The organism is Xenorhabdus anantnagensis (assembly GCF_028598555.1).
Lineage (GTDB): Bacteria > Pseudomonadota > Gammaproteobacteria > Enterobacterales > Enterobacteriaceae > Xenorhabdus > Xenorhabdus anantnagensis.
On record NZ_JAQRFN010000003.1, the window covers coordinates 121,509 to 148,318 of the forward strand.

At 38.8% G+C, this 26,810-nt stretch carries 16 protein-coding genes; 3 read left to right on the plus strand and 13 right to left on the minus strand.

Annotated elements, in window-relative coordinates; translation table 11 throughout:
* Positions 1-37 precede the first annotated feature (37 nt).
* From PSI14_RS03660 to mak, 10 genes are all read right to left on the minus strand, one after another.
* The gene (locus PSI14_RS03660; protein WP_273574458.1) at positions 38-1,660 is read right to left on the minus strand and encodes an ABC transporter substrate-binding protein; all 1,623 of its coding nucleotides are present in this window, start codon (positions 1,658-1,660) and stop codon (positions 38-40) included.
* A 527-nt stretch (positions 1,661-2,187) separates the two neighbouring features.
* On the minus strand, positions 2,188-3,810 hold the full coding sequence (locus tag PSI14_RS03665) for an ABC transporter substrate-binding protein (protein WP_273574459.1): 1,623 nt from the start codon (positions 3,808-3,810) through the stop codon (positions 2,188-2,190).
* Positions 3,811-3,905: 95 nt separating this feature from the next.
* A complete protein-coding gene (locus PSI14_RS03670) occupies positions 3,906-5,552 on the minus strand; it encodes an ABC transporter substrate-binding protein (protein ID WP_273574460.1) in 1,647 nt (548 codons plus the stop codon).
* A gap of 127 nt (positions 5,553-5,679) precedes the next feature.
* Complete coding sequence (locus PSI14_RS03675; RefSeq protein WP_273574461.1) at positions 5,680-7,314, minus strand: peptide ABC transporter substrate-binding protein; 1,635 nt, start codon at positions 7,312-7,314, stop codon at positions 5,680-5,682.
* 323 nt (positions 7,315-7,637) lie between these two features.
* Positions 7,638-9,275: a bifunctional metallophosphatase/5'-nucleotidase gene (locus PSI14_RS03680; protein ID WP_273574462.1), complete on the minus strand. Its 1,638-nt coding sequence runs from the start codon at positions 9,273-9,275 to the stop codon at positions 7,638-7,640.
* A 131-nt stretch (positions 9,276-9,406) separates the two neighbouring features.
* Positions 9,407-11,362, minus strand: a complete 1,956-nt coding sequence (locus tag PSI14_RS03685; RefSeq protein ID WP_273574463.1) for a bifunctional 2',3'-cyclic-nucleotide 2'-phosphodiesterase/3'-nucleotidase — start codon at positions 11,360-11,362, stop codon at positions 9,407-9,409.
* 63 nt (positions 11,363-11,425) lie between these two features.
* Positions 11,426-12,622 carry a porin gene (locus PSI14_RS03690; protein ID WP_273574464.1) on the minus strand — a complete coding sequence of 399 codons (1,197 nt, stop codon included), beginning with the start codon at positions 12,620-12,622 and terminating at the stop codon, positions 11,426-11,428.
* 854 nt (positions 12,623-13,476) lie between these two features.
* Positions 13,477-14,724 (minus strand): porin, encoded by a 1,248-nt coding sequence (locus PSI14_RS03695; protein ID WP_273574465.1) that lies wholly within the window; start codon positions 14,722-14,724, stop codon positions 13,477-13,479.
* 250 nt (positions 14,725-14,974) lie between these two features.
* Positions 14,975-16,234 carry a porin gene (locus PSI14_RS03700; RefSeq protein ID WP_273574466.1) on the minus strand — a complete coding sequence of 420 codons (1,260 nt, stop codon included), beginning with the start codon at positions 16,232-16,234 and terminating at the stop codon, positions 14,975-14,977.
* Positions 16,235-16,994: 760 nt separating this feature from the next.
* Complete coding sequence (gene mak, locus PSI14_RS03705) at positions 16,995-17,906, minus strand: fructokinase (protein ID WP_273574467.1); 912 nt, start codon at positions 17,904-17,906, stop codon at positions 16,995-16,997.
* Between the two features lie 168 nt (positions 17,907-18,074).
* Between mak and rdgC the strand changes: the two genes are divergently transcribed.
* Positions 18,075-18,986, plus strand: a complete 912-nt coding sequence (gene rdgC / locus PSI14_RS03710; RefSeq protein WP_273574468.1) for a recombination-associated protein RdgC — start codon at positions 18,075-18,077, stop codon at positions 18,984-18,986.
* A 92-nt stretch (positions 18,987-19,078) separates the two neighbouring features.
* Here rdgC and PSI14_RS03715 read toward each other — a convergent pair whose 3' ends face one another.
* A complete protein-coding gene (locus PSI14_RS03715) occupies positions 19,079-20,227 on the minus strand; it encodes a porin (protein ID WP_273574469.1) in 1,149 nt (382 codons plus the stop codon).
* A gap of 550 nt (positions 20,228-20,777) precedes the next feature.
* On the opposite strand from PSI14_RS03715, the gene PSI14_RS03720 reads away from it, so the two are divergent.
* Together PSI14_RS03720 and PSI14_RS03725 are read left to right on the plus strand one after the other, a co-directional pair.
* Complete coding sequence (locus PSI14_RS03720; RefSeq protein ID WP_273574470.1) at positions 20,778-21,416, plus strand: TetR/AcrR family transcriptional regulator; 639 nt, start codon at positions 20,778-20,780, stop codon at positions 21,414-21,416.
* 163 nt (positions 21,417-21,579) lie between these two features.
* Positions 21,580-23,985 carry a beta-N-acetylhexosaminidase gene (locus PSI14_RS03725; RefSeq protein WP_273574471.1) on the plus strand — a complete coding sequence of 802 codons (2,406 nt, stop codon included), beginning with the start codon at positions 21,580-21,582 and terminating at the stop codon, positions 23,983-23,985.
* Positions 23,986-24,096: 111 nt separating this feature from the next.
* Here the strand turns inward: PSI14_RS03725 and PSI14_RS03730 are convergent, their stop codons facing one another.
* Positions 24,097-25,149: an alpha-xenorhabdolysin family binary toxin subunit B gene (locus PSI14_RS03730; RefSeq protein WP_273574472.1), complete on the minus strand. Its 1,053-nt coding sequence runs from the start codon at positions 25,147-25,149 to the stop codon at positions 24,097-24,099.
* 42 nt (positions 25,150-25,191) lie between these two features.
* Positions 25,192-26,406, minus strand: coding sequence for an alpha-xenorhabdolysin family binary toxin subunit A (locus PSI14_RS03735; protein ID WP_273574473.1), 1,215 nt, complete (start codon positions 26,404-26,406; stop codon positions 25,192-25,194).
* Between the last annotated feature and the right edge of the window lie 404 nt (positions 26,407-26,810).

Sequence of the window (26,810 nt, forward strand, 5' to 3'; positions counted from 1 at the left end):
CATGGAGAGCCTGCTAAAGCAGGCTCTTGCTCTGATTCTAATGCTTAATAACATAAAGATCTTTCGTTGCTGTTATACCAATAAGATTAGAATAGTAGCCTCCAATATAAGGTTTCACTAATTGATCTGTCACATAATAATAAACGGGAACGATAGGAGTATCTTTTGTCATAATATCTATAGCCTGTTGAAAATCTTTTTGATTATTAGTTTCTCCAGCTTTACGAACCCAATTATCGAAATCTTTATTAGAATAGAATGAGACATTATTGGTTTGATGTGTTGTAAAAATATTTAAAAAAGACATCGGACTATTATAGTCGCTAATCCACCCAGCTCTAACGACATCAAACTTTCCCTGATGCTCGTTATCCAACAAAACTTTCCACTCTTTAGTTTGAATATTAGCAATGACTCCGAGATTTTTTTTCCACATTGAAGTTGCAGCAATGGCAATTTTCTTATGCATTTCTGATGAGTTATAAACCAAATTAAACTCAAGGGGTTTATTTTTATTAAAACCTGCTTCATTCAATAATTGTTTGGCTTTTTTAATGCGTTGAGCTTGTGTCCATTTTTCATACTCAGGCTGTTTAAATTTAAATCCACCGATCCCCGGAGGTAGAATGGTATACGCAGGTATTTGACCTTGGGCAACAACCTTATTTGCAATAATATTTCTATCCAAAGCAAGACTCAGTGCTTGTCTAACTCTGATATCATTGAACGGCGGTTTTTTATTGTTAAACGAATAGTAATATGTGCTAAGTATTGGTGAAATATGAATTTGTGAACCTATACTTTCCTTTAAGGATGAAAAAGATCCCAATGGGATCGTAAATGTAATATCTATCTCTCCGGCAAGATAACGGTTTAAATCTGAAATATCTGATGAAAGTGGAAGATAAGTTACTTTATTAATAACAGTATTTTTATTATCCCAATAATAAGGATTTTTAACACCAACAATTTTTTCGTTTACTTTCCATTCTGATAATTTAAACGCACCACTAGAAACAAAAAATTCAGGTTGAGTCCATTTATCACCATATTTTTCAACTACTTTTTTACTAATCGGAACCGTTATAGGGAAAGCCAGCATCTGTAAAAAATATCCAACGGGTTTTTCCAGTCTGACCTCCAATGTCGAATCATCCAAGGCCTTGACACCAAGCTCCTCCACTTTTTTCTTCCCGGCCAAAATCTCCTTGGCATTCACCACGGAAGCATCAACAAAATAGCTACCGTAAGGAGACATCGTTTTGGGGTTTGTCAGCCGTCGCCAGCTAAAAACAACATCATGAGCGGTAATTGGCGTTCCATCAGACCATTTGATCCCTTTTCTCAAATGGAAAATCCAGGTTTTATTATCTTTTGTATCCCAACTTACAGCCAGTTTGGGTAGGATATTGCCCTTTTTATCCGTGCCCACTAATGTATCAAAAAAATCATTAATAATATTAAGTGCTATATTACCCTCAACTTTATTGACATCCAGTGAAGCTGGTTCAGCACCATTATTACGAACAATCTCTTGTTTTTCCGCTAATTTAGTACCAGATGGAATAACTGCGGCGTAGGATAGCGTGATACTGCCCAACATAATACTCATAGAATAAGTTAATATTTTAATTACCTTTGCATTGATTTTATTTAACATGTTATGTTCCTCTATAGCTGTCTGTATTTAATGTGTAATCCCCATTTTATTTTTAATTCAAGTTTCAGGTTACAGCATGCAGCTCTATTTATGACTCAATAAATAATTGAGCGCAACAACAATAAACAACAAAAAATTAATTTCTCTCATATAATTTATGGAAAGTTGTATTTTTTAATTTTAAATCAATTTGATAATAAAAACACATTCACTAAATTATAAAAAAACAGTGCTGCAAATACAAAACTGTATTTATAAGCATGATTTTATAATCATGTGTTTATGATCACGATATTATAGCCATAGGCGAATTCGACTTATAAGCAATGACTTTGAAATAACAATAATCTTGTTCTTGTTTATCTACCAGTTTTATTCCTACACGTATTATTTCCTGCAAGTACTACTGCCTAATGGGATAAAGTGATATCTCTCCAAACGATAACAATAGAACAGAATAATAGTTTGATAACTTTATTTATTGTTTATTAGAGCCTGTTAATACAGACTCTAAACTTCCTTTTTATTTAGTGTTCAATAACATAAAGATCTTTTGTTGAAACATACCCTGTTGGACTGACATAAAAACCTCCGATATAGGGTTTTACCAATCTTGAATTAACATAATAATAAATAGGTACTACTGGAGAATCTCTGGTGATAACATCCAGTCCCTGTTGCTGATACAATTTATTATTAGTTTCTCCTGCTTTATTTATCAAAGTATCATAATCACTACTTTCGTATGATGCCGTATTTTTAACTTGCCCCGATTGATACATATCTAAAAATGTCATCGGGCTATTATAATCAGCAATCCAGGCTCTTCTGATAACTTCAAACTTACCTTGATGCATATTATCCAGCATCACTTTCCACTCTTGATTTTGTAAAGTGACATCAACCCCCAGATTCTTTTTCCACATTGAGCTGACGGCAATGGCAAGTTTTTTATGCGATTCATGAGTATTATAGAGCAGGTTAAATTTTAGAGGGTTATCTTGACCAAACCCAGCCTCATTCAATAACGCTTTAGCTTTTTCAACACGCTGAGCTTGTGTCCATGAAGCATAATCTGGCTCTGTAAAATTAACACCTCCAATATTGGGCGGCATAATAGTATAAGCTGGTTTTTGCCCCTGCCTTAATACTTTATATGCAATGACATCTCTATCCACAGCTAAATTTAATGCTTGCCTTACTTTAATATTATCAAATGGAGGTGTCTTATTGTTAAATTCGTAAAAATAGCTTCCAAGCTTAGGTGATATATGCACTTGATCATTTATTGTTTTTTTCAACGATTCAAAAGATTCCAATGGAATTGTTTTAGTAAAATCGATTTCTCCTGATAAATAACGATTTAAAGCCCCCTTTTCCGAACCAGTAACAAGATAAATGACTTTATTTATTACCGTATTTTTATCATTCCAATAATTAGAATTCCTTATACCAATAACTTGTTCATTCACCTTCCAATCAGATAATTTAAAAGGCCCACTGCCAACAAAACTTCCCGGTCTTGTCCATTTATCGCCATGTTTCTTTATTACTTTTTCATTAAGAGGAACCATAACAGAGTGAGTCAATATCTGTAGAAAATCACCCATTGGTCTTTCTAACCTGATTTCTATCCTCATATCATCCAGTGCTTTTACCCCCAACTCTTCCCCTTTCTTTTTACCAATAAGTACATCATTAGCATTCATGATCGCTGCATTTTCCAGATAACTTCCATAAGGTGATACAGTATTGGGGTCAACCAGACGCCGCCAACTAAATACCACATCATGCGCCGTGATTGGTGAGCCATCTGACCATTTAAGCCCTTTTCTTAGATGGAAAATCCATGTTTTATTATCTTCCGTTTCCCAACGTTCCGCCAATCTTGGTTCAATATTGCCTTTCCTGTCGGTATAAACTAATCCATCAAAAAAGTCATGAATAATATCGAATTCAACATCGCTGGAAACTTTATGAGCATCCAATGAGGCAGGTTCTGACATATTATCACGCACGATTTCTTGTTTATCTGCCAACCGTGTTCCTTCTGGGACAATCGCCGCATAAGATAGTGATATATTTCCAAAAATTAAAGCAATGGCACAGGGTAATAATTTTATTTTTTTACTGCTCGTTATTTTCCTCATATTTTAACTCTCCATAATTGTCTTTATTTTTCGAATCCAAGTTAGATTAATAATTACTATAACAATCAGAGCCTGTTAACAGGCCCTGATCTAATTTAATGTTTAATGATATAGAGGTCTTTTGTAGAAATATAATCCATCGGGCTTACATAGAACCCGCCAACATACGGTTTTACCATTCGATTACTGACATAACTATAAATCGGAATTACAGGCATATCATTGTTGAAAATATCCATCGCCTTTTGGTAATAAGCGATATCATTGGTTTCACCGGCTTTAATCACCATCTGGTCGAAAGCACTATTTTCATAGAGCGGAATATTATGGCTGCTTCCTGTCAGGAAAGTATCCAAGAAAGACATAGGACTATTGTAATCGGCTGTCCATGCATATCTGACGACATCAAACTTGTTCTGATGCATATTATCCAACATCACTTTCCACTCTTGGTTTTGTAAGTTGGCTTGCACTCCTAAGTTCTGTTTCCACATTGAAGTGACAGCAATAGCAATCTTTTTATGCGATTCTCTTGTGTTATAAAGTAAGTTAAATTTGAGTGGATTACTTTGATTAAAACCTGCTTCATTTAACAATTTTTTGGCTTCTTTAATCCTTTGTTCCTGTGTCCATGAGGCATATTCTGGTGGATTTAATACAATGCCTCCAATATTAGGAGGAAGAATATTGTAAGCGGGAAGTTGCCCCATTCCCAATACCTTTTCAGCGATCACATCTCTGTCTATAGCTAAGTTTAATGCCTTCCTGACTCTGACATCATTAAATGGCGGTTTTTGAGTATTGAAGACGTAATAGTAGGTACTGAGCATCGGATTAATATGAACTTGATCACCCAATGTTTTCTTTAATGATGCAAAAGAGTCCAAGGGAATGGTCATGGTCATGTCAATTTCACCAGCAAGATAACGATTTAAATCCGACTTTTCTGATGTAAGAGCAAGATAAGTGACTTTATTAATTATCGTGTTTTTATCATCCCAATAATGGTGATTCCTGACCCCAATAACATTTTCATTCACTTTCCATTCAGACAATTTAAACGCACCACTGCCTACAAAAGTATCTGGATGTGTCCATTGATCTCCCTGCTTTTTGACCACTTTTTCACTGATAGGAACTAAAATTGGATGAGTTAGCATCTGCAAGAAATAAGCCACTGGCTTATCAAGTTTTACTTCCAGTGTGAAATCATCCAGAGCTTTAACACCAAGCTCTTCCACTTTTTTCTTACCTAACAATACGTCGTTTGCATTAATGACATGGGCTGTTCCAAGATAACTGCCATAAGGAGAACCCATTGTCGGATCAAGTAAACGCCGCCAGCTAAATACCACATCATGCGCGGTGATTGGCGAACCATCAGACCATTTCGCTCCTTTTCTTAAATGAAAAACCCATGTTTGATTGTCATCGGTTTCCCAACGTTCTACCAATCTCGGTTCGATATTGCCTTTTCTATCGGTGTAAACTAAACCATCAAAAAAATCATGGATAATATTCAGTTCGACATTACTTTCTACTTTATGCACATCCAATGAAGCGGGGAAAGAGCCATTATTACGCACAATCTCTTGTTTCTCAGCCAATTGAGTGCCCGGTGGAATAACTGCGGCGTGGGATGGTGTGATATTTGCTACGATATTTGCTAATAGTATTCCCATTGAGAAAGTAAGGATTTTAGTCATCTTGTTTTTACGTATCTTCGCCATGATTTTTTTCATGTTTTTATTCTCCATTAATTTCAGGCTTTATTATTACATTACGCTACCATGTTTGTTTTAATTATAATTTCAATTAATTTAATCAAGTAATAAGAGCCTGATTTAATCAGCTCTTATTATTTAATATTTAGTTTTTTATAATATAAAGATCTTTTGTTGGAATATTTCCCAATGAATCAATATGAACGCCACCAACATGAGGCTTAATTAATTTCACACGGACATAATAATAAACTGGAATAGCAGGAATCTCTTTATTGAGAATATCAATGGCCTGTTGGTAATCGGCTGGATCGTTAGTTTCGTCTGCTTTTAAAACCCATTTATCAAATTCCTTATTTTGATATCTCATGTGGTTATTGGTATTTCCTGATGTGAAAATATCTAAAAAGCTGGTCGGGCTACTATAATCAGCATTCCACGCGTATCTCGTCAGCTCGAAGTTGCCTTGGGTCATACTATCATTCTGTGTTTTAGTTTCCTGATTTTGTAAAATAACCTCTACACCGAGATGCTTTTTCCATGCCGAGCTGGCAGCAATAGCAATTTTTTTATGAGCTTCGGAGGTGTTATATAGCAAGGTAAACTTAAGTGGGTTCTTTTCATCAAAACCCGCTTCACTCAGTAACGCTTTGGCCTTTGCAACACGTTGTTCTTGTGTCCATGAAGCATGTTCAGGATGTTTTAAATATATGCCCCCACTGCCTGGCGCCATCACGTCATAAGCGGGTTTTTGTCCATTACCCAATACTTTGTCGGTGATAATGTTTCTATCCAATGCTAAAGTCAGCGCCTGTCTGACCCGAACATCATTAAACAACGGTTTTTGCATATTAAACAGATAATAATAAACACTCATTACGGGTTTGACATGCAATTGATCACCAAACTTTTTCTTAACCATTGGCAAGAATTCTGATGGCCCACCATTGGATATATCAATCTCTCCGGTCATATAACGGTTAAGGTCAGCTTTATAATCTGATAATGGCAGGTAATTGACTTTATTTATTACGGTATTTTTATCGTTCCAATAATAAGGGTTTCTGACACCAACAATTTTTTCATTCACCACCCATTCAGAGAGTTTAAAAGGCCCATTACTGACAAAATTTTGTGGCAGAGTCCATTTACTGCCATGTTTTTTGATAACCTTCCCACTAACAGGAGATACTGCGGGATGTGCCATCATATGCAGAAAACCCGCTTTTGGCCTTTCCAGTGTAATTTCTACCGTTTCATCATCCAGTGCGTTGACACCCAGCTCTTCTGGTTTTTTCTTGCCAGACAACACATCACGGGCATTTACAATCTTAGCTTGGATCAAGTAACTACCGTAAGGAGAAATGGTGTCGGGCGTAACCAGACGCCGGAAAGAAAAAACCACATCATGGGCTGTAATTGGTGTTCCGTCAGACCATTTAACCCCTTTCCTTAAATAGAAGATCCAGGTTTTATTATCTTTGTCTTCCCAGCGTTCAGCCAAAGCGGGGATAATATTCTCTTCTTTATCCTTATCAACCAAGCGTTCAAAAAAATCCTGCAAGATATCAAATTCACTACTACCCTCAGATTTATGCGGATCTAAAGAACTTGGCTCAGAGAAATTATTACGGGTGATTTCTTGCTTATCCGCCAATTGAACATTGGGAGGAACAACAGCAGCATAAGAGAGAGTAACGCTTCCTAAAATGAGACTGATAAAATAGGTTGATATTCTGGCTATTTTATTTTTTATTATCCTTACTAGGATGTTCTGCATATTAGAGATCTCCATAACTGTTTTTATTATTAAATAATCATTACATATATCACTATTACCTTATAGCTATTACCTTATAGCTATTACCTTATAACCATTACCTTATAACCATTACTGATATATAAATTACTACATTCAGTTATACCTTAGAGTAATTAGAATTCGCTTTAAAATTAAATTTTTTCCAATACATGTTCCAATACAGAAGTGCAACGCATAATAATTAGCGTTGCACTTCTAATTTGGATCAAACAACCGTTACAGTATCTTTGATCTATCTGTTTTATCTACCGCAAGTTGCGTTATCTTTTACCGCTGTCACATTATTTTGCCCCAAGATCAATGATTCGATCTTGTTTCGGGTAATGGATTGGGGATTTTTCCGAGAAGTATTTCACTACCGCATCGATATCCGGCACGTTATATACTGGATCGGTTCCCTCTTTGAATACGGAGAAGCTACTTCCGCCCGTCGCCAGATATTCATTGGCTGCTACACGGTATTTTGCTTTCAGATCAATTGGCTTCCCATTGATTTTGATCGAATTGACAATCACGCGATCGCCCACGGGTTTAGTGCTGTCCCAAGAATATTGGAGACTATGGGATACCGCCAGAACCTGCGGACGTGAACGATCCCACTGCTGCTCCAGCAATTGTTTGATCTGCTCACCAGTCAATGTCTTGGTCACCATCACATTGGAGAATGGCTGAACGGTATAAATTGCGTTATAAGTCACATCTCCCGCATCCATAGGCGCCCGGATACCGCCGTTGTTTACGAACGCGATCTGTGCCCCGCCATTTTCTTTGGCGGTTGTTGCGTATAAATGGGCATCCGCGATGACTTTACCCAATGCAGATTCCCCACCAGCGCTGGTTTCCTTGGTCAGATTGCTTTCCAACTTGCCAATAACGCGATTCGCCAGTGGTGTGGCTATTTTTTCGTAGGATGACAGTAGTTCGGTGATTTTTGGATCTTTGCCGTATTTACGGTTATCAACCCAGATATTTTTAGCCTTGAAGTCCACCACATCTTTGGTGGTTTTATCCAATTTCAGATCTAATTGAGTAAGCAGTGCTCCATTGGATTGAGCAGACGTGACGGATTTACCATTAATCACGCAGTTATAAGCCTGATGGGTATGACCGCTGATCACAAAATCCACTTCTTTATCCAGATGATTGACGATCTCCAATACTTTGCCCGTCACATCATTACAGGCGTTGACGTCAATGCGCCCTCCGTCACGTTTTTGTGCAGCACCTTCGTGGATCAAAACCCCTATCGCTTTCACCCCTTTTTTCTGCAATTCCGGCACTAAGGCGTTAATGGTTTTGACTTCATTGGAAAACGTCAGTCCTTCTGTGCCTTGCGGAGTCACAATAGCCGGGGTTCCTTCCAGCGTCAGACCGATAAAGGCAACCGGAATACCATCAAATTCTTTGATGACATACTCAGGGAACAGCGTTTTCCCCGTTTCATTAACCGTAACGTTGGCAGACAGATATTGGAACTCCGCACCTTTAAACGGTTTTGGCCCCTGACACCCCGTCACCGGATGGCAACCGCCATTTTGCTTGCGCAGCAATTCACTTTTACCTTTGTCGAATTCATGGTTGCCGACCGAAGTCGCTTCCAATCCAGCCAGAGACAGCGCTTCGATGCTCGGTTCATCATGGAACATGGAGGAAAGCAGTGGGCTGGCGCCGATCATATCCCCTGCGGCAACGACGATATTATTCGGATTCTCTTGTTTCAGCGCCTTAATCAAGGTCGCCATATGTTCGATGCCGCCCGGCTGGTTAGGGCCTGGGGCTTTTAGTGCGCCATGAAAATCATTCAGGCCCAGAACCCGCACATCCACGATATTTTCAGGATCATAAGCTGGCTTAGTTACACACCCTGCCAATAATGCAACACCAATCGCAATCGGAATTAATTTATATTTATAATTCATTTTGTTATCTCTCAAGGTTCAGGTTTCAGACAATCAATTACTTCAAAATGTTTGCTATCACAGATAAATAATTTGCCTGCCCTCCAGCTATGCAGAAGGGCAGGTATCTCTATCATTAAGTTCAGTAAGGTTTATTTCTTCTCTGTCAGATCAATTTGATAGATCGCAAAACCGATATCATCATTTTTCAAGAACTTCACTGGATATTGGGCATGTTCTTTAATGAATTGCGCCGCTTTTTCTGATGGTGAAGTTTCAAAGCGAATATCTAACTTTTTATCTGTTTTAATTGGCAAGAATGACCAATTTTTCTCAGCCTGTGTGGATACTACGCCCTTCTCCTTGGTGATTCTGGAAATGTAAGAAGCCAGAATGGTGCGGTTTTCATCCGGTGATGCAAACGCAATGTGATCTTCTCCGGTTCCTGCGAATTTGCCGCCATAACCACGGTAATTATTGGTAGTGATCAGGAAAGTAGCTTTCGGATCAATCGGCTTGCCCTGATAGGTCACATTTTTGATGCGGTTCGCCCCTTTATTGATAAGCTGGCAATCTGTGTCGTATTTTGCAGGTTGGGTTAAGTCTATCTTATAGTTAACTCCCGCGATGGTATCGAAGTTATAAGTGCGGAAACCATCCCAGTTCAACAACTCTTGAGGTTTCGCAGAATCTGGATCGATCTGGTTAAACATGCCCGCAGAGCATTCCAGCCATTCAACCACATCCACCCCGGTTGCCTTCACTACTACCAGTGTATTTGGATAGAGGTACAAATCAGCCGCGTTACGGAAAGTCAAATCACCTTTTTCCACTTCGACAAAGTCAGCCGGTGCATTTTTACGTCCACCCGCTTTGAAAGGTGCGGCTGCCCCCAGAACAGGCAGCCCATCCAGATTTGGATCGCCTTGAACAAAACGTTTAGTGTAATCCACCTGCGCATCATTGACGATCTGCACGGTTGGATCACTCTGGATCAGCGCCAGATAGCTGTACATATTGGCAGAGGCTTTACCGATGAATTTACCAACGAAATCGCGGGTTCCCTGATGATCTTTTGCGATGATGGAGGCCAGTTTACTATCACGTTCAACCAGTGCTTTTTTATGCACTTTGTCATAGATAGGGCGGGCTTCTGCTTTGGCTGATGCGACTTTCCACTCGCCACTGTCATTATTGATCACCATATCAACAACGCCCAGATGATCGCCCCACTGTCCCGGCATCACAGCAGGAATGCCGTTAACTGTTCCATTGGCAACATCAACGCCCTTGATACCGGCATATTCCTTGCTTGGGAACACGCCATGGGCATGACCAAACATGATGGCATTAATACCCGGAACTTTGCTCAGATAATAAACGGAGTTTTCTGCCATCGCTTTATAAGGTTCCTGAGAAAATCCTGAGTGCGGAATGGCAATAATCAGGTCTGCACCCTCTTTTTTCATTTGAGGAACGAATTTTTTCGCGGTTTCAGTGATGTCATTAACAACAACTTTGCCATCCAAATTTGCTTTGTCCCAAATGCTGATTTGTGGTGGAACAAAACCGATATAACCGACTTTAATGGTATGTGCTTTGCCTTCGCGATCTTTAACTGGGGTATTAACGATAATATAAGGTGTGAAGTAATTTTTGCCGGTTTTGGCATCCATTATATTGGCGTTGATATAAGGGAATTTAGCACCAGCAATGGCCTGTTTCAGATAATCCAATCCGAAGTTGAATTCATGGTTCCCAAAGTTACCCACGGTATAGCCCATGGTATTCATCAATTTGTGGGCTGGGTGAACATCCTTTTTCTCCAACCCTTTTGCCGCCATGTAATCCGCCAGCGGGCTGCCTTGAATCAAATCACCGTTATCGACCAAGATTGCATTGGTTGCTTCAGCTTTGGCTGCCTTAATTAAGTTCGCTGTACGAACTAACCCAAACTGCTCAGTGGATTTATCTTTAAAGTAATCGAAATCGATCAGATTGCTGTGAATATCTGAAGTTTCCATTACCCGTAAATCCACGGTTGCCGCGTTTACATTGAATGCCACCAACATTGCCAATGTTGACACTTTCAACACATTCTTCATCATGCTATGCCCCTTTATAGAATGATACGGGAGAATCTGGGTCAGATTCTCCCTATGAAATTTTGCTTAAAAAGACAAACGTGCTCCTGTTCCCAGAATGGTTTGTTTTTTATTTTTATAAGCCGGATTATCGCTACGGACATCATCGTATGCCGTTTCGACAAATAGGATCAGGTTATTGTACTTAGAAACCGCAAAACATTTATCTAAACCGATCGTGTAAGTCTGTTTTTTATAGTTGAATGTATTGGCATCCCCGTCACGCAGGTAATATCCTGCATACATGCCGCTTTCACTCTTATCCCAGTGCCATTTCATGCCCACGCCATACAAGTTTGCTTTCCAATCTCCTTTGACAGATTTTCTCTGTAGGCTTGTGCCTGCACCCTCCTTGTACACTAACCCTGAGTTTTTGGAACGCGCTATCCCATAATCCAAACCAATGGAGAATTCACGTCCAGGGAAATAATATTCCACGCCAAAAGCCAGCAAGCTATCTTGTGGAGAAGCCAGACCAGCATCAACGGTACTTTCCCTTTTATTTTCGGTTCCTATCGTTACCGGTTTTTTCCTCTCTCCCGTTGCTTGAGAATAACCGGCACTGGCTTCCAGACCAAAGTCCGATTTATAGAAACCAACTATTGAATAAGCGTGACGAATATCACCATGATGGCGTTCGTTATCCGAACCGGATTTACCACTGTAAGTTGCTGCAAGGTTGAAACCTTTATAATTATTAGTTTGAACGAAAATAGTCTGAGGCAAGCGGGTAAGGAAGTTATTGTTACCAACTCCCTTGCTGTCATAACCCGTTGCCCGGCCCAGTACGTCGCTGAAATAAAACACTCCCGTGTTACCGTAGCCGTAACTGGATTTTTTCACCCAATCGATGGGAATATAAGTGCGGCCAATTCGCATTTCGCCAATATCACGATGAGAGGCCCCGATATAACCAACGCGGTTATACATATCGAAGCCCGTTTTGACGTTATCGCTGTTAGTTCTTTGGGTATCAGAACCCCACTCCATTTTACCGAATACGTTAATGTCTTTAGTCAATTCATGACTGGCGTTAACCCCGATGCGGCTACCGTCATCTTTAATTTGAATATCCCGATCATCACTGGTCACTGTCGTTTTCATACGAACTTGACCAGTCAAATCTACCTTGCTTCCTTTGTCGTTATATACTGTAACCGCATTGGCACTACCAGACATAGCCAATAAACCAATTAAAGCAGCTAATGGTTTCATGCTTCTCATAAATAAGACACCCACAAAATATTAAATTTAATAATTTGATTTTCTTTCAGGCAAAAGCTCGCTCTATCGCAGAACAAACTGCAATAAATTTAGGGCAATATATTTAAGACAATAAATACCCGTCACAATTTTTTATCAAAAGAAAATCGCTCAAAAAATGACAAAATTGAATGCTATTTAAAATTATCTAATCTCTATTACATCTTCCCGTTGAGAGTTTTATAAACATCAATATGAAGTAAGTAATCAAAATGAGGTGTAACAAAGTTTCGTTTTATTTTTAAGCAAGAACAGAGATTGGAGAATTAAATAAAATACGCCCAAAAGCCTAGGTTCTCATTTATTACACATGATAATAATAACCTAAAAAAACAGTGTATTTCGTGAAGAAAGCCACATTAACACAAATATATAAACAAATTATTGCAACATTATGTGATACATATCACATAATATCGTCAATTATGGCTTTCATCTTGAATCCGAACTCATGAGAATATTAAAAATATTTTTATTTATCATTGCCTTGACAAAAATCTCATCAGGTATCTCTCTTTTCATCGGCACTCTTTATTTATTTAATATCTCGGATTTTTTATCGCCTAAGAGTTAATAAAATTAAAGTTATACATATTATTTTATTCATTAGAAAATAAATGTATTTTTATTTACATTTAAATATTCATCATAAATATAATGAATGAATTGATTTATTATCCCCATTATTACGGGTAACATGAAAATAGAATTAACTGTTCAAGTTAAAAATTTCACTTAAGCCAACCTTTAATAAATTATCCCTTTTTACAAATAATAAAGGAGAACCCGAATCAGATTCTCCCCACAAATTTTGCTTAAAAAGACAAACGTGCACCCATTCCCAGAATGGTTTCTTTTTTATTTTTGGCCGGATTATCGCTACAAATAGAATTATATTTTACCTCAACAAATATAAGCAGGTCATTACTCCCAAAAGACCTAAATTTTTTATTTAAACCGACCATATAAGCCTGCCTTTGATAGCTTAATCCGTTGTCATTCCTATCACTCAGGTAATATCCCGCATACGGACCACTGCCCAGTTTGTCCCGATACCATTTTACGCCCACTCCGTATAGATTTTCTTTCCCTTCACCTTCGCCCCATTTTTTCTGCAAACCTCTATCATTGCCTTTCTGGTTTACTAACTTTAGATTTTTAGAACGTTTTTGCTCAAAATCCAAACCAATAGAGAATTCACGTCCTGGGAAATAATACTCCGCACTAATAGCTATCAAGCTATCCTGTGAATAAGGCAGATCGGCATCTCTGATGCTCATTTTTTTCCCCTCTACTATTGCTTGAATATAACCCGCACTGGCTTCTAAACCAAAGTCTGATTTATAAAAACCGACGACTGAGTGAGCATGGTGAATATCTCCATAACGGGGTTTGTTATCTGGGTCAGATTTATCACTGTAGGTTGCTGCGAGATAGAAACCTTTATAAGGTTTGGTTCGAACGAAAATAGTCATAGGTTTAATCAAGCGATTCAAGAGATCACCTTTTTTTACTTTTTTTCCATTATTAGTGGTTATACCCATATCGTTAAAAAAAGATGCTCCCATGCCGTAATAGCCATAGTTAGATTTTTTCTTCCACGCGATAGGTATATTAGTACGACCAATTCGCATTTCACCAATGCCGAGGTAAGAAGCACCTACATAACCAATACGTTTATATGTAGTCAAGCCGCGAACTCTTTGAGTACCAGCAGAACCCCATTCCATTCTACCGAATACTTGAATGTCTTTGGTCAGTGTATGGCTGATGTTAACCCCGATACTGCTAGCTCTTTTGTTGCCATTAGCTCTCCACCCCACTTTGCCGAACACTCGAATGTCTTTGGTCAGTTTATGACTCGCGTTAACCCCGATACTGTTATTCATCTCTTTAATTTTGGTCTTACGATTATCGCTGACCATTGTCGCGTTTATACCAAGTTGACCGGTCACATCCACCTTACTTCCTTTATCGTTGTATACTGTAACCGCATTGGCACTGCCAGATATTACCGATAATCCAATTAAAATAAATAACGGATTCATGATGATTTTGATCATAAAATGCCTACCAAAAATCAAGTATAATTATTTAATTTTCTTTCAGATAAAATAAAAACAAATAAGACAGCATATTAGTCAATGAAAAACCAACAAATTTAAAGTAGCATTCCACATTCCATTAATTAGTAATAATTATATTTTTTGTCAATCTGAAAGCATTCATCTAAAATATTATAAATAAGTTTATTACATACTATATAGAATGATACGGGAGAACCCGAATCAGATTCTCCCGATAAAGTTTTGCTTAAAAAGATAAACGAGCCCCCATTTCCAGAATGGATTCTTTTTTATTTTCGGCCTGAACATAACTATGAATAGAATTATATTTCGTTTCAACAAACAAGGTCAGTTTACTGTACTCAGAAGCCATTAAATTTTTATCTAAACCGACTATGTAAGTCTGCTCTTGATGTCTTATTCCCTGCTCATTATTCGCATCACGCAGGTAATATCCTGCATACAAGCCGCTGTCCAGTTCGTCCTGATACCATTTTACCCCCACTCCATATAGATTTTCTTTCCCTTTACCTATCAGTTTTGCCTGCGAACCTTCATCACTACCTTTCTGCACCTCCTCTCTTTTTGAATTTTGGGAACGTCTTTGCTGATAGTCCAAGCCAATGGAAAATTTACGTCCGGGGAAATAATACTCCGCACTAATAGCCATTAGGCTATTTTTCGGGAAAGACGGCCTGATATTCTCACCACCCAATTTTTTATCTTTTTCCTGCCCTGTTACTTGAGCATAGCCCGCATTGGCTTCCAAACCAAAGTCTGATTTATAAAAACCGACGACTGAGTAAGCACTGTGAATATCTCCATGATGACGTTCGTTACCCGAGTTGAATTTATCACTGTAGGTTGCTGCGAGACTAAGACCTTTATAACTATCGGTCTGAGCAAAAATAGTCATAGTTTCCGGCAATTTGTCAAAAAGATTTATTGTTTTATGTTTTTTATTATTGAATTCATATACGTAGTTGAAGTAAGACAGATCGTCGTTAAAATAATCGAATCTGGATTTTGGCCCCCATTTGATGGGCATATCAGTATGACCAATTCTCATTTCACCAATACCGCGATAATGAGCGCCGACATAACCTATTTGTTTATACACACCAAAATTCGTATTAGAATCGTAATTGTATGTTCTTTGAGTTTCAGAACCCCACTCCATTCTGCCGAATACTTGAATGTCGTTGGTCAATTCATGTCTGACATCAGCTCCAACGCTGCTAGCTCCTTGGCTATTAGCATCCCATAATACGTTACCGAATACTTGTATGCCTTTGCTCAATTTATGACTGGCACTAACTCCGATATAGTCATTTTGACCTAAAATTCTGCCCTTAGGATTATCGTTGGTTAGTTTCATTTCTATACCTAGTTGACCGGTCACATCCACCTTACTTCCTTTGTCGTTGTATACGGTAACCGCATTGACGCTGCCAGATATTGCCGATAATCCAATTAAAATAGCCAACGGTTTCATGATAGTTTTCATAAAAAAGCACCTATCAAATATCAAGTCTAATAATTAGATTTTCTTTCAGACAAAAGCTCGCGCTATCGCAGAATAATCGACAAAATATTTATGGCAATAAATGCCCGTCACGAATTTTTCACCAAAGAAAATCGCACAAGAAAAAAGATGATAAACTTTAAATAATATTTAAAGTTATCTAATCTCTATTAGATTTTTACATTACCCACTTAATAAATAAAAAAATGCGAGGTAAATAATTAAAACTATGAGTATAAATGTTTACATTTTCTTTTAAACAAGAATTGAAACGGAACATACCAACAATACGATACTAACAGTCTAAAGTCCAATTGATTGCCAAGCTAACAACAATATAAATAAGACTGTGTTTTCGCGAAAAAAACAGTAAATGAATTTAAAACAACATACTATATTTTATTGATTAATAATGAATCTATTTTTATTAACTAAAAAAATCATTACAAATATTAAAAAACATATTAAATTATTATCAACATAATTACACACAACTTATAATGATAATTAATTGATTAGATTAAAAATCTTTATTAAGTAAACTTTTAATCAACTATTTTTCTTTTTCCAAATAAGAAAAATAAGACAACCCCAAATAGAATTAACTTATCATGATTATTCATCTTTCAAGTTGCGGTTTTTTAGTCACTTTCTTTACCATGACACGCAACTTGAAATTTTCTGGATAGATTAAAGTGAAATGTATTCTAAGGTATGCCGTTATCGTTGGCAGGAATACGGTTTATTGCTGAGGAGGCCATAACCAAGCCGCACCACGTACACCACTGGAGTCACCATGTACTGCTTTTCTGATTGGCGTGGCACACTCTCCACCAAAAACCCATTCTTTGACTAAATCCGGCAATGTTTGGTAAAGACGATCGACATTGCTCATTCCACCGCCGAGTACAATCACATCCGGATCCAGTAAATTAATCACCTGCGCCAGTGCCCGCGCCAAACGCCTTTCATAGCGACACATTGCCAATTCGGCGAACTTATCTCCCTGAGCCAAAGCCTCTATGATTTCATAACCTTTTTTCTGAGTTCCGCTTAAACGAAAATAATCCGTCATAAATCCAGTGCCCGACACAAAAGTCTCCGTACATCCCGGTTTGCCACAAAAACAGCGAATTTCATCCTGATATGCCCGATCTTCTTCATCCATCCATGGTAATGGATTATGTCCCCATTCCCCTGCCAATCCATTGCCGCCGGCGTGAACCCGCCCCTCAAATGCAATTCCTGAACCACAACCCGTTCCAATGATAACGGCAAATACCATTGGCATTCTTTCACCAGCACCATCAGTGGCTTCTGATACCGCCAGACAATTTGCATCGTTGGCGATACGTACTTCACGCCCCAACAAAGCGGCTATATCCTTATCCAAAATTTGTCCATTCATCCAAACTGAGTTAGCATTTTTTACTTTTCCGGTAAAAGGCGAAATGGCGCCAGGAATGCCAATTCCCACAGTTCCTTGCTGTCCGGTTGCCTGTTCCGCATCGATAATCAGCCCAACAATGGCTTCCAGTGTTTTCTGATAGTGATTACGGGGGGTATCCACCCGCTTGCGAAATAACTCTTTCCCCTGATCACCTAATGCAATCACTTCAATCTTGGTTCCACCGAGATCAATTCCTATACGCATAGCTTACCTTTCCTATTTAGCTGGACGACGCTTTTTATTATATGAAACTGAGGAAGTTATTATATGAAACTGATGAAGTTCTAGGGCTTCGTCACATGATTCGTTATCATGCCCCCTTATGTTTTAAGATAACCTTTGTCACGATGCGCAACAATATGGGGTAACCGCATGTTATGGTTCAAAAATTTAATGATTTACCGTCTAAACCGAGAGATTTCCCTTTCGGCAGATGAACTGGAAAAACAATTAAGCCCATTGGCATTCACCCCATGTGGTAGCCAAGATATGATGAAAACTGGCTGGATTTCTCCAATGGGTTCCCACGGTGAAGCATTAACCCATGCTTCCGGCAATCAAATCCTTATTTGCGCACGCAAGGAAGAAAAAATGCTGCCTTCTCCTGTCATTAAGCAGGAATTACAGGCCAAAATAGCCCGTCTGGAAGGTGAACAGCACCGCAAGCTGAAAAAAACTGAAAAAGACTCACTGAAAGATGAAGTGATCCACACTCTGCTGCCGAGAGCGTTCAGCCGTTTTAGCCAAACCTATATTTGGATCGATACCGTCAACCATTTGATCATCGTTGATGCTGCCAGCGCAAAACGCGCTGAAGATAATCTGGCATTGCTGAGAAAAACATTGGGTTCCTTGCCCGTTGTTCCCCTTACTTTCACCGATCCCATTGAGCTGACCTTAACCGAGTGGGTACGTTCAGGTGATCTCCCTACAGGCTATGCCCTGATGGATGAAGCTGAGCTGAAAGCCATTCTGGAAGAAGGTGGAGTTATCCGCTGTAAGAAACAGGATTTGGTCTCAGACGAAATTGCGGCACACATTGAATCCGGTAAATATGTCACTAAGCTGGCTTTGGATTGGGAAGAACGCATTCAGTTTATGCTGTCAGATGATGGCGCTTTCAAACGTATCAAATTCAGCGAAACCTTACGTGAACAAAACGATGATATCGATCGTGAAGATGTTGCCCAACGATTCGATGCTGATTTTACCTTAATGACGGGTGAATTAAGTGCGCTGATCAAAAATACGATTGATGCACTGGGCGGAGAGGCCGAAAGATAATAGCCGCTAACAGCAAATAACGTCATAACAAGCGAACTGCCTCAACAGTTAACCCATTGAGGCAGTTCGATAAAAAATAAACGTTATCTCAATTAGAAGCGATAAACCAAACCGACACCAAAGACGTCGTCAGTACCGATCTGTGCTTTCTTGGTGAAATCATTATCTTTCAATAAGTTGAATTGATATTCAGCATACGTGCCCATATTTTTATTGAAATTATAGAAGGCACCGACTGAGACATATTTCACTAAATCTTCAGATCCCTTGTCTGTCAGTATGCTCTTGTTAGCCAAGTCATTACCCAGATCTTTACCTTTGGAATAAACCAAAGCAACAGATGGACGCAAGCCAAAATCAAACTGATACTGAGCCGTCAGCTCAATGTTTTGGGTTTTATTGGCAAACATCGTGTGGCTATCTACAGAACGGCCAAATCGGGTTAAGTTACGGGTTTCCCCATACATGGCCGCCAGATAAACGTTATTTTTGTCATACTTGGCAGAGACGATCCATGCTTCTGCTTTATTCCCTTGTGCCAGAACCTTGGCGGCACCAGTACCCAATTTCTGTGCCGAAGTACGGTTAGAGTTGCCGTATGAAGCTCCAATGTTGATACCATTACCAAAATCATAAGTACTGGAAAGGCCAAAACCATCGCCATTCTGTCTTGCAACATCGTTACGGCTATTTTTAGTACCATCGTCATTTTTAGCTTGATATTGCAAAGCAAAATTCAGGCCATTGACCAAACCAAAAAAGTCAGTGTTACGGTAGGTTAATAACCCTGTTGACCGTCCCATCATGAAGTTATCGGTGGCTGCCATGGAATCCCCACCAAAGACTGGCAAGGCATCTGTCCATGAGTTGGCATCATAAACGACACCATAATTACGTCCATAATCCAGCGAACCGTATTTGTCAAATTTTAACCCTGCGAAAGCCAAACGTGTTCTGGTGTTTGCCCCGCTCTCCACTTCTGTTCCATTGGCGCCCATATTGAATTCCCAGCGCCCAAAGCCAGTCAGTTTATCCGTAACTTGGGTTGAACCTCTAATACCTATACGACCAACAGAGCTGTCACCAGCCTCGCTATTTGATTTAGAGAATGTTCTCTGAACATCAGCCTTTCCGTATAAATCGATTTTATTGCCTTCTTTATTATAAATCTCAGCGGCATTTACAGCCCCTGCCATAAGAAGTACCGGAATTGCCATTGCTATTGTGTTGCGTTTTATCATTATCGTGATCCTCATTGGTCTTGTTATTATTTCGCCACCGCCAAAAAATCCATATCCCAAGAAATGTTTTTTCTGGAATAAGGAATCAGGTGAGCGGAATGTTTTACACACTTTCGTTACTTAAATGTTAAATTTGTAACAAATCAATGACGATACTAAGATCTAAATAAACCTTTTGCTAACAAAAATTAGCAAAAAATGCCATCCTGTGAAGAGGGTCACATCATAGGCATAAATCCCATAACTAAACAGCATTAATTATGACAATAACTTATTTAAAACAGTAAGTTATAAATAATAAGTGAATTGATAAAAAATGAGTTTTTCCATAGCAGAAGACTGCTTGATTATTTTGAATCTGTATTTTTCACGAATATTTATAATAGCTTATGTGATAGTCATTATTCGATACTGTTGACAAGCACCTAAGAGTTCTGTATTTGGTGAAATGTGATTTATTTCTTCCATTTAAACTTAAATCAGTATGTTCTGTTTATTAATGGGATCACGCCAGTGCGGTACAAATATTCACAACTTATAAGGTGCTAAAATGGCAGAAAATCATTCACGTCCACGAGGCCGACCCACAATTCCAGAGCAAGAAATACGCCAAAAAATTCACGAAGTCACCTTACTACTTCTTATTAATCAAGGTTATAGCAAAACGACCATGGATATGGTTGCCAAAAAAGCGGGTATTGCCAAAAAAACTCTCTACCGTTTTGTCAAAAATCGAGAAGATTTACTCGAACAGATTGTTACGCGTTGGAAAGATAGTTCTATTCCTGCTTTTGAGAAAGAGGCCAATAATTACCAGAAATTCATAAAATTATTGAAAATATATTTAACTGAACTGGCAGAGAAATCATTATCTATGGAAGCCGTAGGGTTATTTAGATTATTACAGTCTGATTTCCCTTATCGTGAAGCATTATTGGATAAATATCAAAAAAGTAGTATTGAAATAAGCAGAAATGTTTTGGCCCATCGGCTTGAACGCCAATATCAGCAAGGATTACTGAAAAAAATGGATTTTAATATCACCAGTGAACTCATAATCTCAATGGTCATTGCCGAACCGTTAAGACAAATGGCACTGGGGCTGCTTCCGCCACTACCAGAAACAGACATTACGCCTCGCATTACCGCAGCAGTGACTTTGCTTAAGCATGGGATTGTCGAGAAATAGCCATTATTGATTGATTAATAAGTGACTTACTGGCTATCTCAGTTTCACAAAAATATAATCGGCGCTGAAACAGCTATTTCATCAGCGCCCTTTCTAATCAAAAAAATCATGTTATAAAAAATTTCTTACTGATTCATAAAAATAAGATACGAGAAGAAATACCATGAAATTTCCCTTTCGCCCTTTATTATTAGCTGCTGCCTTAAGTTGTAGTTTTTCATCCATTGCAGATCCTGCCAATCACCTGCCCCTTATGCCGTGGCCACAGCAAGTTTCAGTGCAACAGGGACGCCTTTATCATATTGACCGGAAATTAAATATCATCGTCACAGGGGATGATATGCAGGATGCGATATCCCGCTGGCGAAAACGCATTGAAGCGCAAACTGGCTGGATATTACCATCACCCGAAGCGGCTGTTTCCCCTGTCTCGACGATCAGAATTAATATCGCCAGAAAAACAGCACCGATTCCCCAGCCCAATAGCGATGAAAGTTATCAGTTGGCCATTAACCCAAACGGTGCCACATTGAAAGCTGCAACTCGCTTTGGTGCCATGCGTGGCATGGAAACCCTACTACAGTTACTCCAAAATGATGCCAAGGGGACTTATTTTCCACTGGTCAATATCAGCGATAATCCACGATTTTCATGGCGCGGTGTAATGCTTGATTCAGCCCGTCATTTCCTGCCCGTTGAGGCGATAAAACGCCAACTGGAGGGTATGGCGGCTGCCAAGATGAATGTCTTTCACTGGCACTTGACTGATGATCAAGGCTGGCGCTTTGCTTCCGGGCATTACCCCAAACTGCAACAACTTGCCAGCGACGGACAGTTTTACAGCAAGGAACAAATGAGGGATGTCGTTGCCTATGCGAGTAGTTTAGGTATCCGTGTTGTACCTGAAATTGATTTACCGGGTCATTCCTCCGCCATTGCCGTTGCTTACCCTGAACTGATCAGCGCACGTGAAACTTACGCAATGCAGCGCACATGGGGAGTTCATAAACCAACACTTGATCCGAGCAATCCTCAAGTGCATCAATTTGCTGATACCTTGATTGGGGAAGTCGCTGAAATTTTTCCTGATCCCTATATTCACATTGGTGGTGACGAAGTCGATGCTTCCCAATGGCTGGCTTCCAAAAAAATACAGGCATTTATGCAGGAAAAAAGTTTAAAAGATACACATGCCCTGCACGCTTGGTTCAATCAGGAACTGGAAAAACTCCTTGAAAAGCATGGGCGCAAAATGGTGGGTTGGGATGAGATCTACCATCCTTCATTGCCTCGCTCAATCGTCATTCAATCATGGCAAGGGCAAGATTCATTGGGCAAAACAGCCAACGATGGCTATCAAGGGATTTTGTCCACGGGATTTTACCTCGATCAACCCCAAAGTACCGCCTATCACTATCGCAATGAAGTATTACCACAACCACTCAATATTGATGGCAACGTGAAAGCGGATGAGACAGTACAGAGCTGGTCGTTTACGATGCCACGTTTAAAGGGCAGCCCCGTGACGGGCAGTTTTACCCTGATTCAAGACAACAAAAATAATTCGCGTGGTTTTATTGATTTCGCAGGAAAATCACGTCGCGCCATTGATAAAATTGTTTGGCGAGGAGATACAGTCAGGTTTACGGTGGATAGCTGGATGGGAGAAACCACGCCTGTTGTGACGCTCGATCAGAAACGGAAAACGGCTGGCGGTTATATTTTACTGGGCAATGTACGCTATCCGATCACCGGAGAAAAACTGGCAGAGGCTCCCGCTGGTAAACAACCTGTCGTGCCAGCGAACGATCATCAACAAAATATTCTTGGGGCTGAAGCCGCGTTATGGTCAGAGAATGTCACCACAGAAATGCTGGATATTAAACTCTGGCCACGCACCTTCGCCATCGCTGAACGGCTCTGGTCTGCCAAAGATGTGACAAACGAGAAGCACATGTATCAGCGTCTGCAAGTCATGGATGCATGGACAACGGTATCTGTCGGCTTACAGCAGCAGGCCAATAGCCAGCGTTTGATGACCCGTCTGGCAAACAGCACGAATATTGAGCCATTGCAGATTTTAGCTGAAGCTGTGGAACCGGCTCAATATTACTCCCGCCATCATGCCAAATTTCAAGCCGGTAATTACCATCAATATGAACCGCTTTACCGTTTTGCTGACGCGATAGGGCCAGAAAGTCATGTTGTCAGGGAAATGGAGACTTTAGTTAATCGATTATTGAAGAACAAACGGGATTGGCAAGCGGAACAGGTACTACGTGATCGGCTGATACGCTGGCGGGATAATCATGATTCCCTGATGAAAATCGTCAATGCGAATTATATGATGCGTGACCTTGTGCCCGTTGCCAATGATGTTGGTGAGATTGCTGAACTCGGTTTAGTCATGCTGGATCACCTCAAAGCCGGAAGAACGTTTTCCCCACAACAACGGCAAGATGCCCAGAAGCTACTGTCACGGGGAGCGCAAATGCGTGATGAAGTGGTGATACGAGCAATATATCCATTGGAACGGATGCTTGATTATTTGAATAATCAGGCTGATTAAAAATAAAAGTATTTCATCATAATAAGGTTGTGAATAATAAATCCGCGAATAATAAAACTACAAATAATAAGGCTGAGAGTATTCTTCTCAGCCTTTTCATTATCAATATATTTATTTCAACATATTATATTGCGATACCAAATCATCCAAGAAATCTAATTGGTCGTTTATCAGAACCGTTATATTGGCCTGATTAATTTCCTTGCCTGATAATTTGTGTAATTGATTGGCGAATGAACTCCACGTTTGCTCCAGTTTAACCGCCTCGGAAAGCATAGTGGTGCGTTCTGTATCGATTTGCATCACATCTTTTAAACCAGAAAGCCGCTGCTCTGTTTCCCATAATGTGGTTTTCAGTGCATCAGTTTCTTGCATCAACTGCTCAATTTGATCACTGAGTTTCATTCTGGCATTTGCCAAATCGATATATTTCAACCCTTCAGAAACTTTACCCAATATTTTTCTGGCGATCTCCGCACCTTGTTTAATCGCTTGTTTAATGGCTTCTTTTTTAGGTTGCGTCAGATCCAAACTGTCGATATCACTGGCGCTTGGGATAAAGTCCTTAAACATGTCTGCGATATTATTTGCGCGAATGACATCTTGGCTTTCGATAATTTTATCCCGTTCTGCATCCAACTTATTTCTTTTTTCGGCTTTCTTTTCGATATCACTCTGTAATTCTGCTTTTCGTGCTTCCGTTTGCACTAAAATATCTTCCAAACGTTCTGCAATCACGATATTACCAATATCTCTAATTTTTTCAGTCAGTTGACTGGCTCTACCGCTGAAATTAACAATCACATGATCGATATCTTTCGATAATTTCAGGATCAATTGCTCGCGTTCTTCCAGTAAAGCTTTGCGATCATCATCGCTCAGATCAGCGTCTGCCAAAGCTTCATCGATTTGGCGAATAGCATCGAAAGTACTTCCCGCAGTGAGCTGGCTTAGGATTGGTGTTAATTGCGCTAGAGAATCACGTATCATTTCATCGAGGTCGCGGCTATAAATACCAACTTGTTTAGCTTTCCCACCAATAATTTCAATACCTGATGTTTGTCGTTGCGCCAAAAGCCAAATATTATTTACCGCATGATTAAAATCTTTAATATTGATTTCTGGATACAGGATTTTTTGTTGTGAGATAATATTTTCAGACATTTTAATATTCCTTTTTATTTTATAAATTATTATAAGCAGAGGTTAGCTATAGAGCTTCCTATATTCTGCCAATGCCTCATCGAAAGTTCTTACTAATTGCGCCGCAGAACCTTTTACTTCTTCCCAAGGACTAATAACTTGCTTAAACGTTGCTACAAAAGAGGTTAATTTCAATGCATTATTAATTTCAGCAAATTTATCTTTTGAAGTCGTAATTTGCGTTAACATTGTGTTCCACATGAAATCCAAGTGGTTTAAAGCAACTTCTGCATCCAGCATACATGTATGAATGCCATAAAAATTCAGGGATAAGTCTTGAATAGCCGTTTGCAAGGCACTTTTATCTTTCACTTGATTTTGCAAACCATTGACTTCGTCGATCAGTTCATTTTTTCGTTTACGGGCTTTTTCTGCTTTGTCACCAAAAATACCACCGGTAATCGCCCAGCCAATGATCCCTCCAGGCATACCAGAAAATGCCAGACTAACGTATTTATCATAGTCTTTCTTGAGTTGTTCTATCTCTTTATTCTTCTCATCAATTTTGTTTTGTAATCCTTTGATAGTAGAAGAAAGATGATTATCATCCATTAATTTTTTCTTATTATTAACCTGTGGCTGCAACCCTTGCACAATATTTTCATCTGATAATTTCCCGCCAATCAGTGTAATTTTAAAATCGGTTACCGCGTTTTTAACTCGCAGAGTATTTTTCTGCTGTTTTATAATATCTTTTTTCATGCTTTCAAGGATATTACCCAACTCGACAGCAATTTCTTTATCATCATTGGTATAAGTTATTTCAGCTAATTGCTCATCAGTTAAATCGCCTAACTTTGTCTTGACGCGTTCAATAATAGGCATTTGGTCAATAACACTGATTATTTCCCCTCCTGTTTCGGTAATTTGTCTACCCGAATTTTCCAGATCGATACTTTGCTGTTGAACTTTACTTTCCACATCACTCCAGCTAATCGCATGGTCGTGAATGTCTTTAAATAAAGTGGTAATATTAGCAGGTTTCAAACCATCGATATCAATATCATTGTAACCGATATATTCCTTTACTCCCTGTAAAGTAATAGGAAGCTCTAAACCATGCTTAACATATAATTTGATACTAATGAGATCTTGTTTAGTAAATATACCTCCAGAACGGGCAACTCCTTCTACCTGACTGGTTAATATTTTTAAGGTAACTGAGGGAACTTCTGATACGTTTATTTTATTTTCTACTAAAGATTGATTTAATCTCATATCGTTCTCCATTAATGTTATCAACTTAATTCATACTAATTAAACTTTGTATTTCTCCATCTGAAAACCCTTTTATCTTAATATGATTAAAATATGCACATTTACATTAAACCTAATGTAAAAAGGTGATATTTTCATCTGGAAATTTATTTTAATTTGTCTGATTTATTTTGTTTATTTTCATTAAGCAAGAGCTTCAATAAAATTGAAATATTATTCATTTACTATTTAATTAACTAAAATAATTAGTTTAATAATTCATTATCAATATTTGTTTATAGCATATCATATAATATATTTTCACTATTCATGAAAAATTAACCCAGAAGATATCTCCATCAGAAAATAAAATGACAGAAGAATAGTACAAGCTAAAGACAAATATAATTATATGCCTACAAATA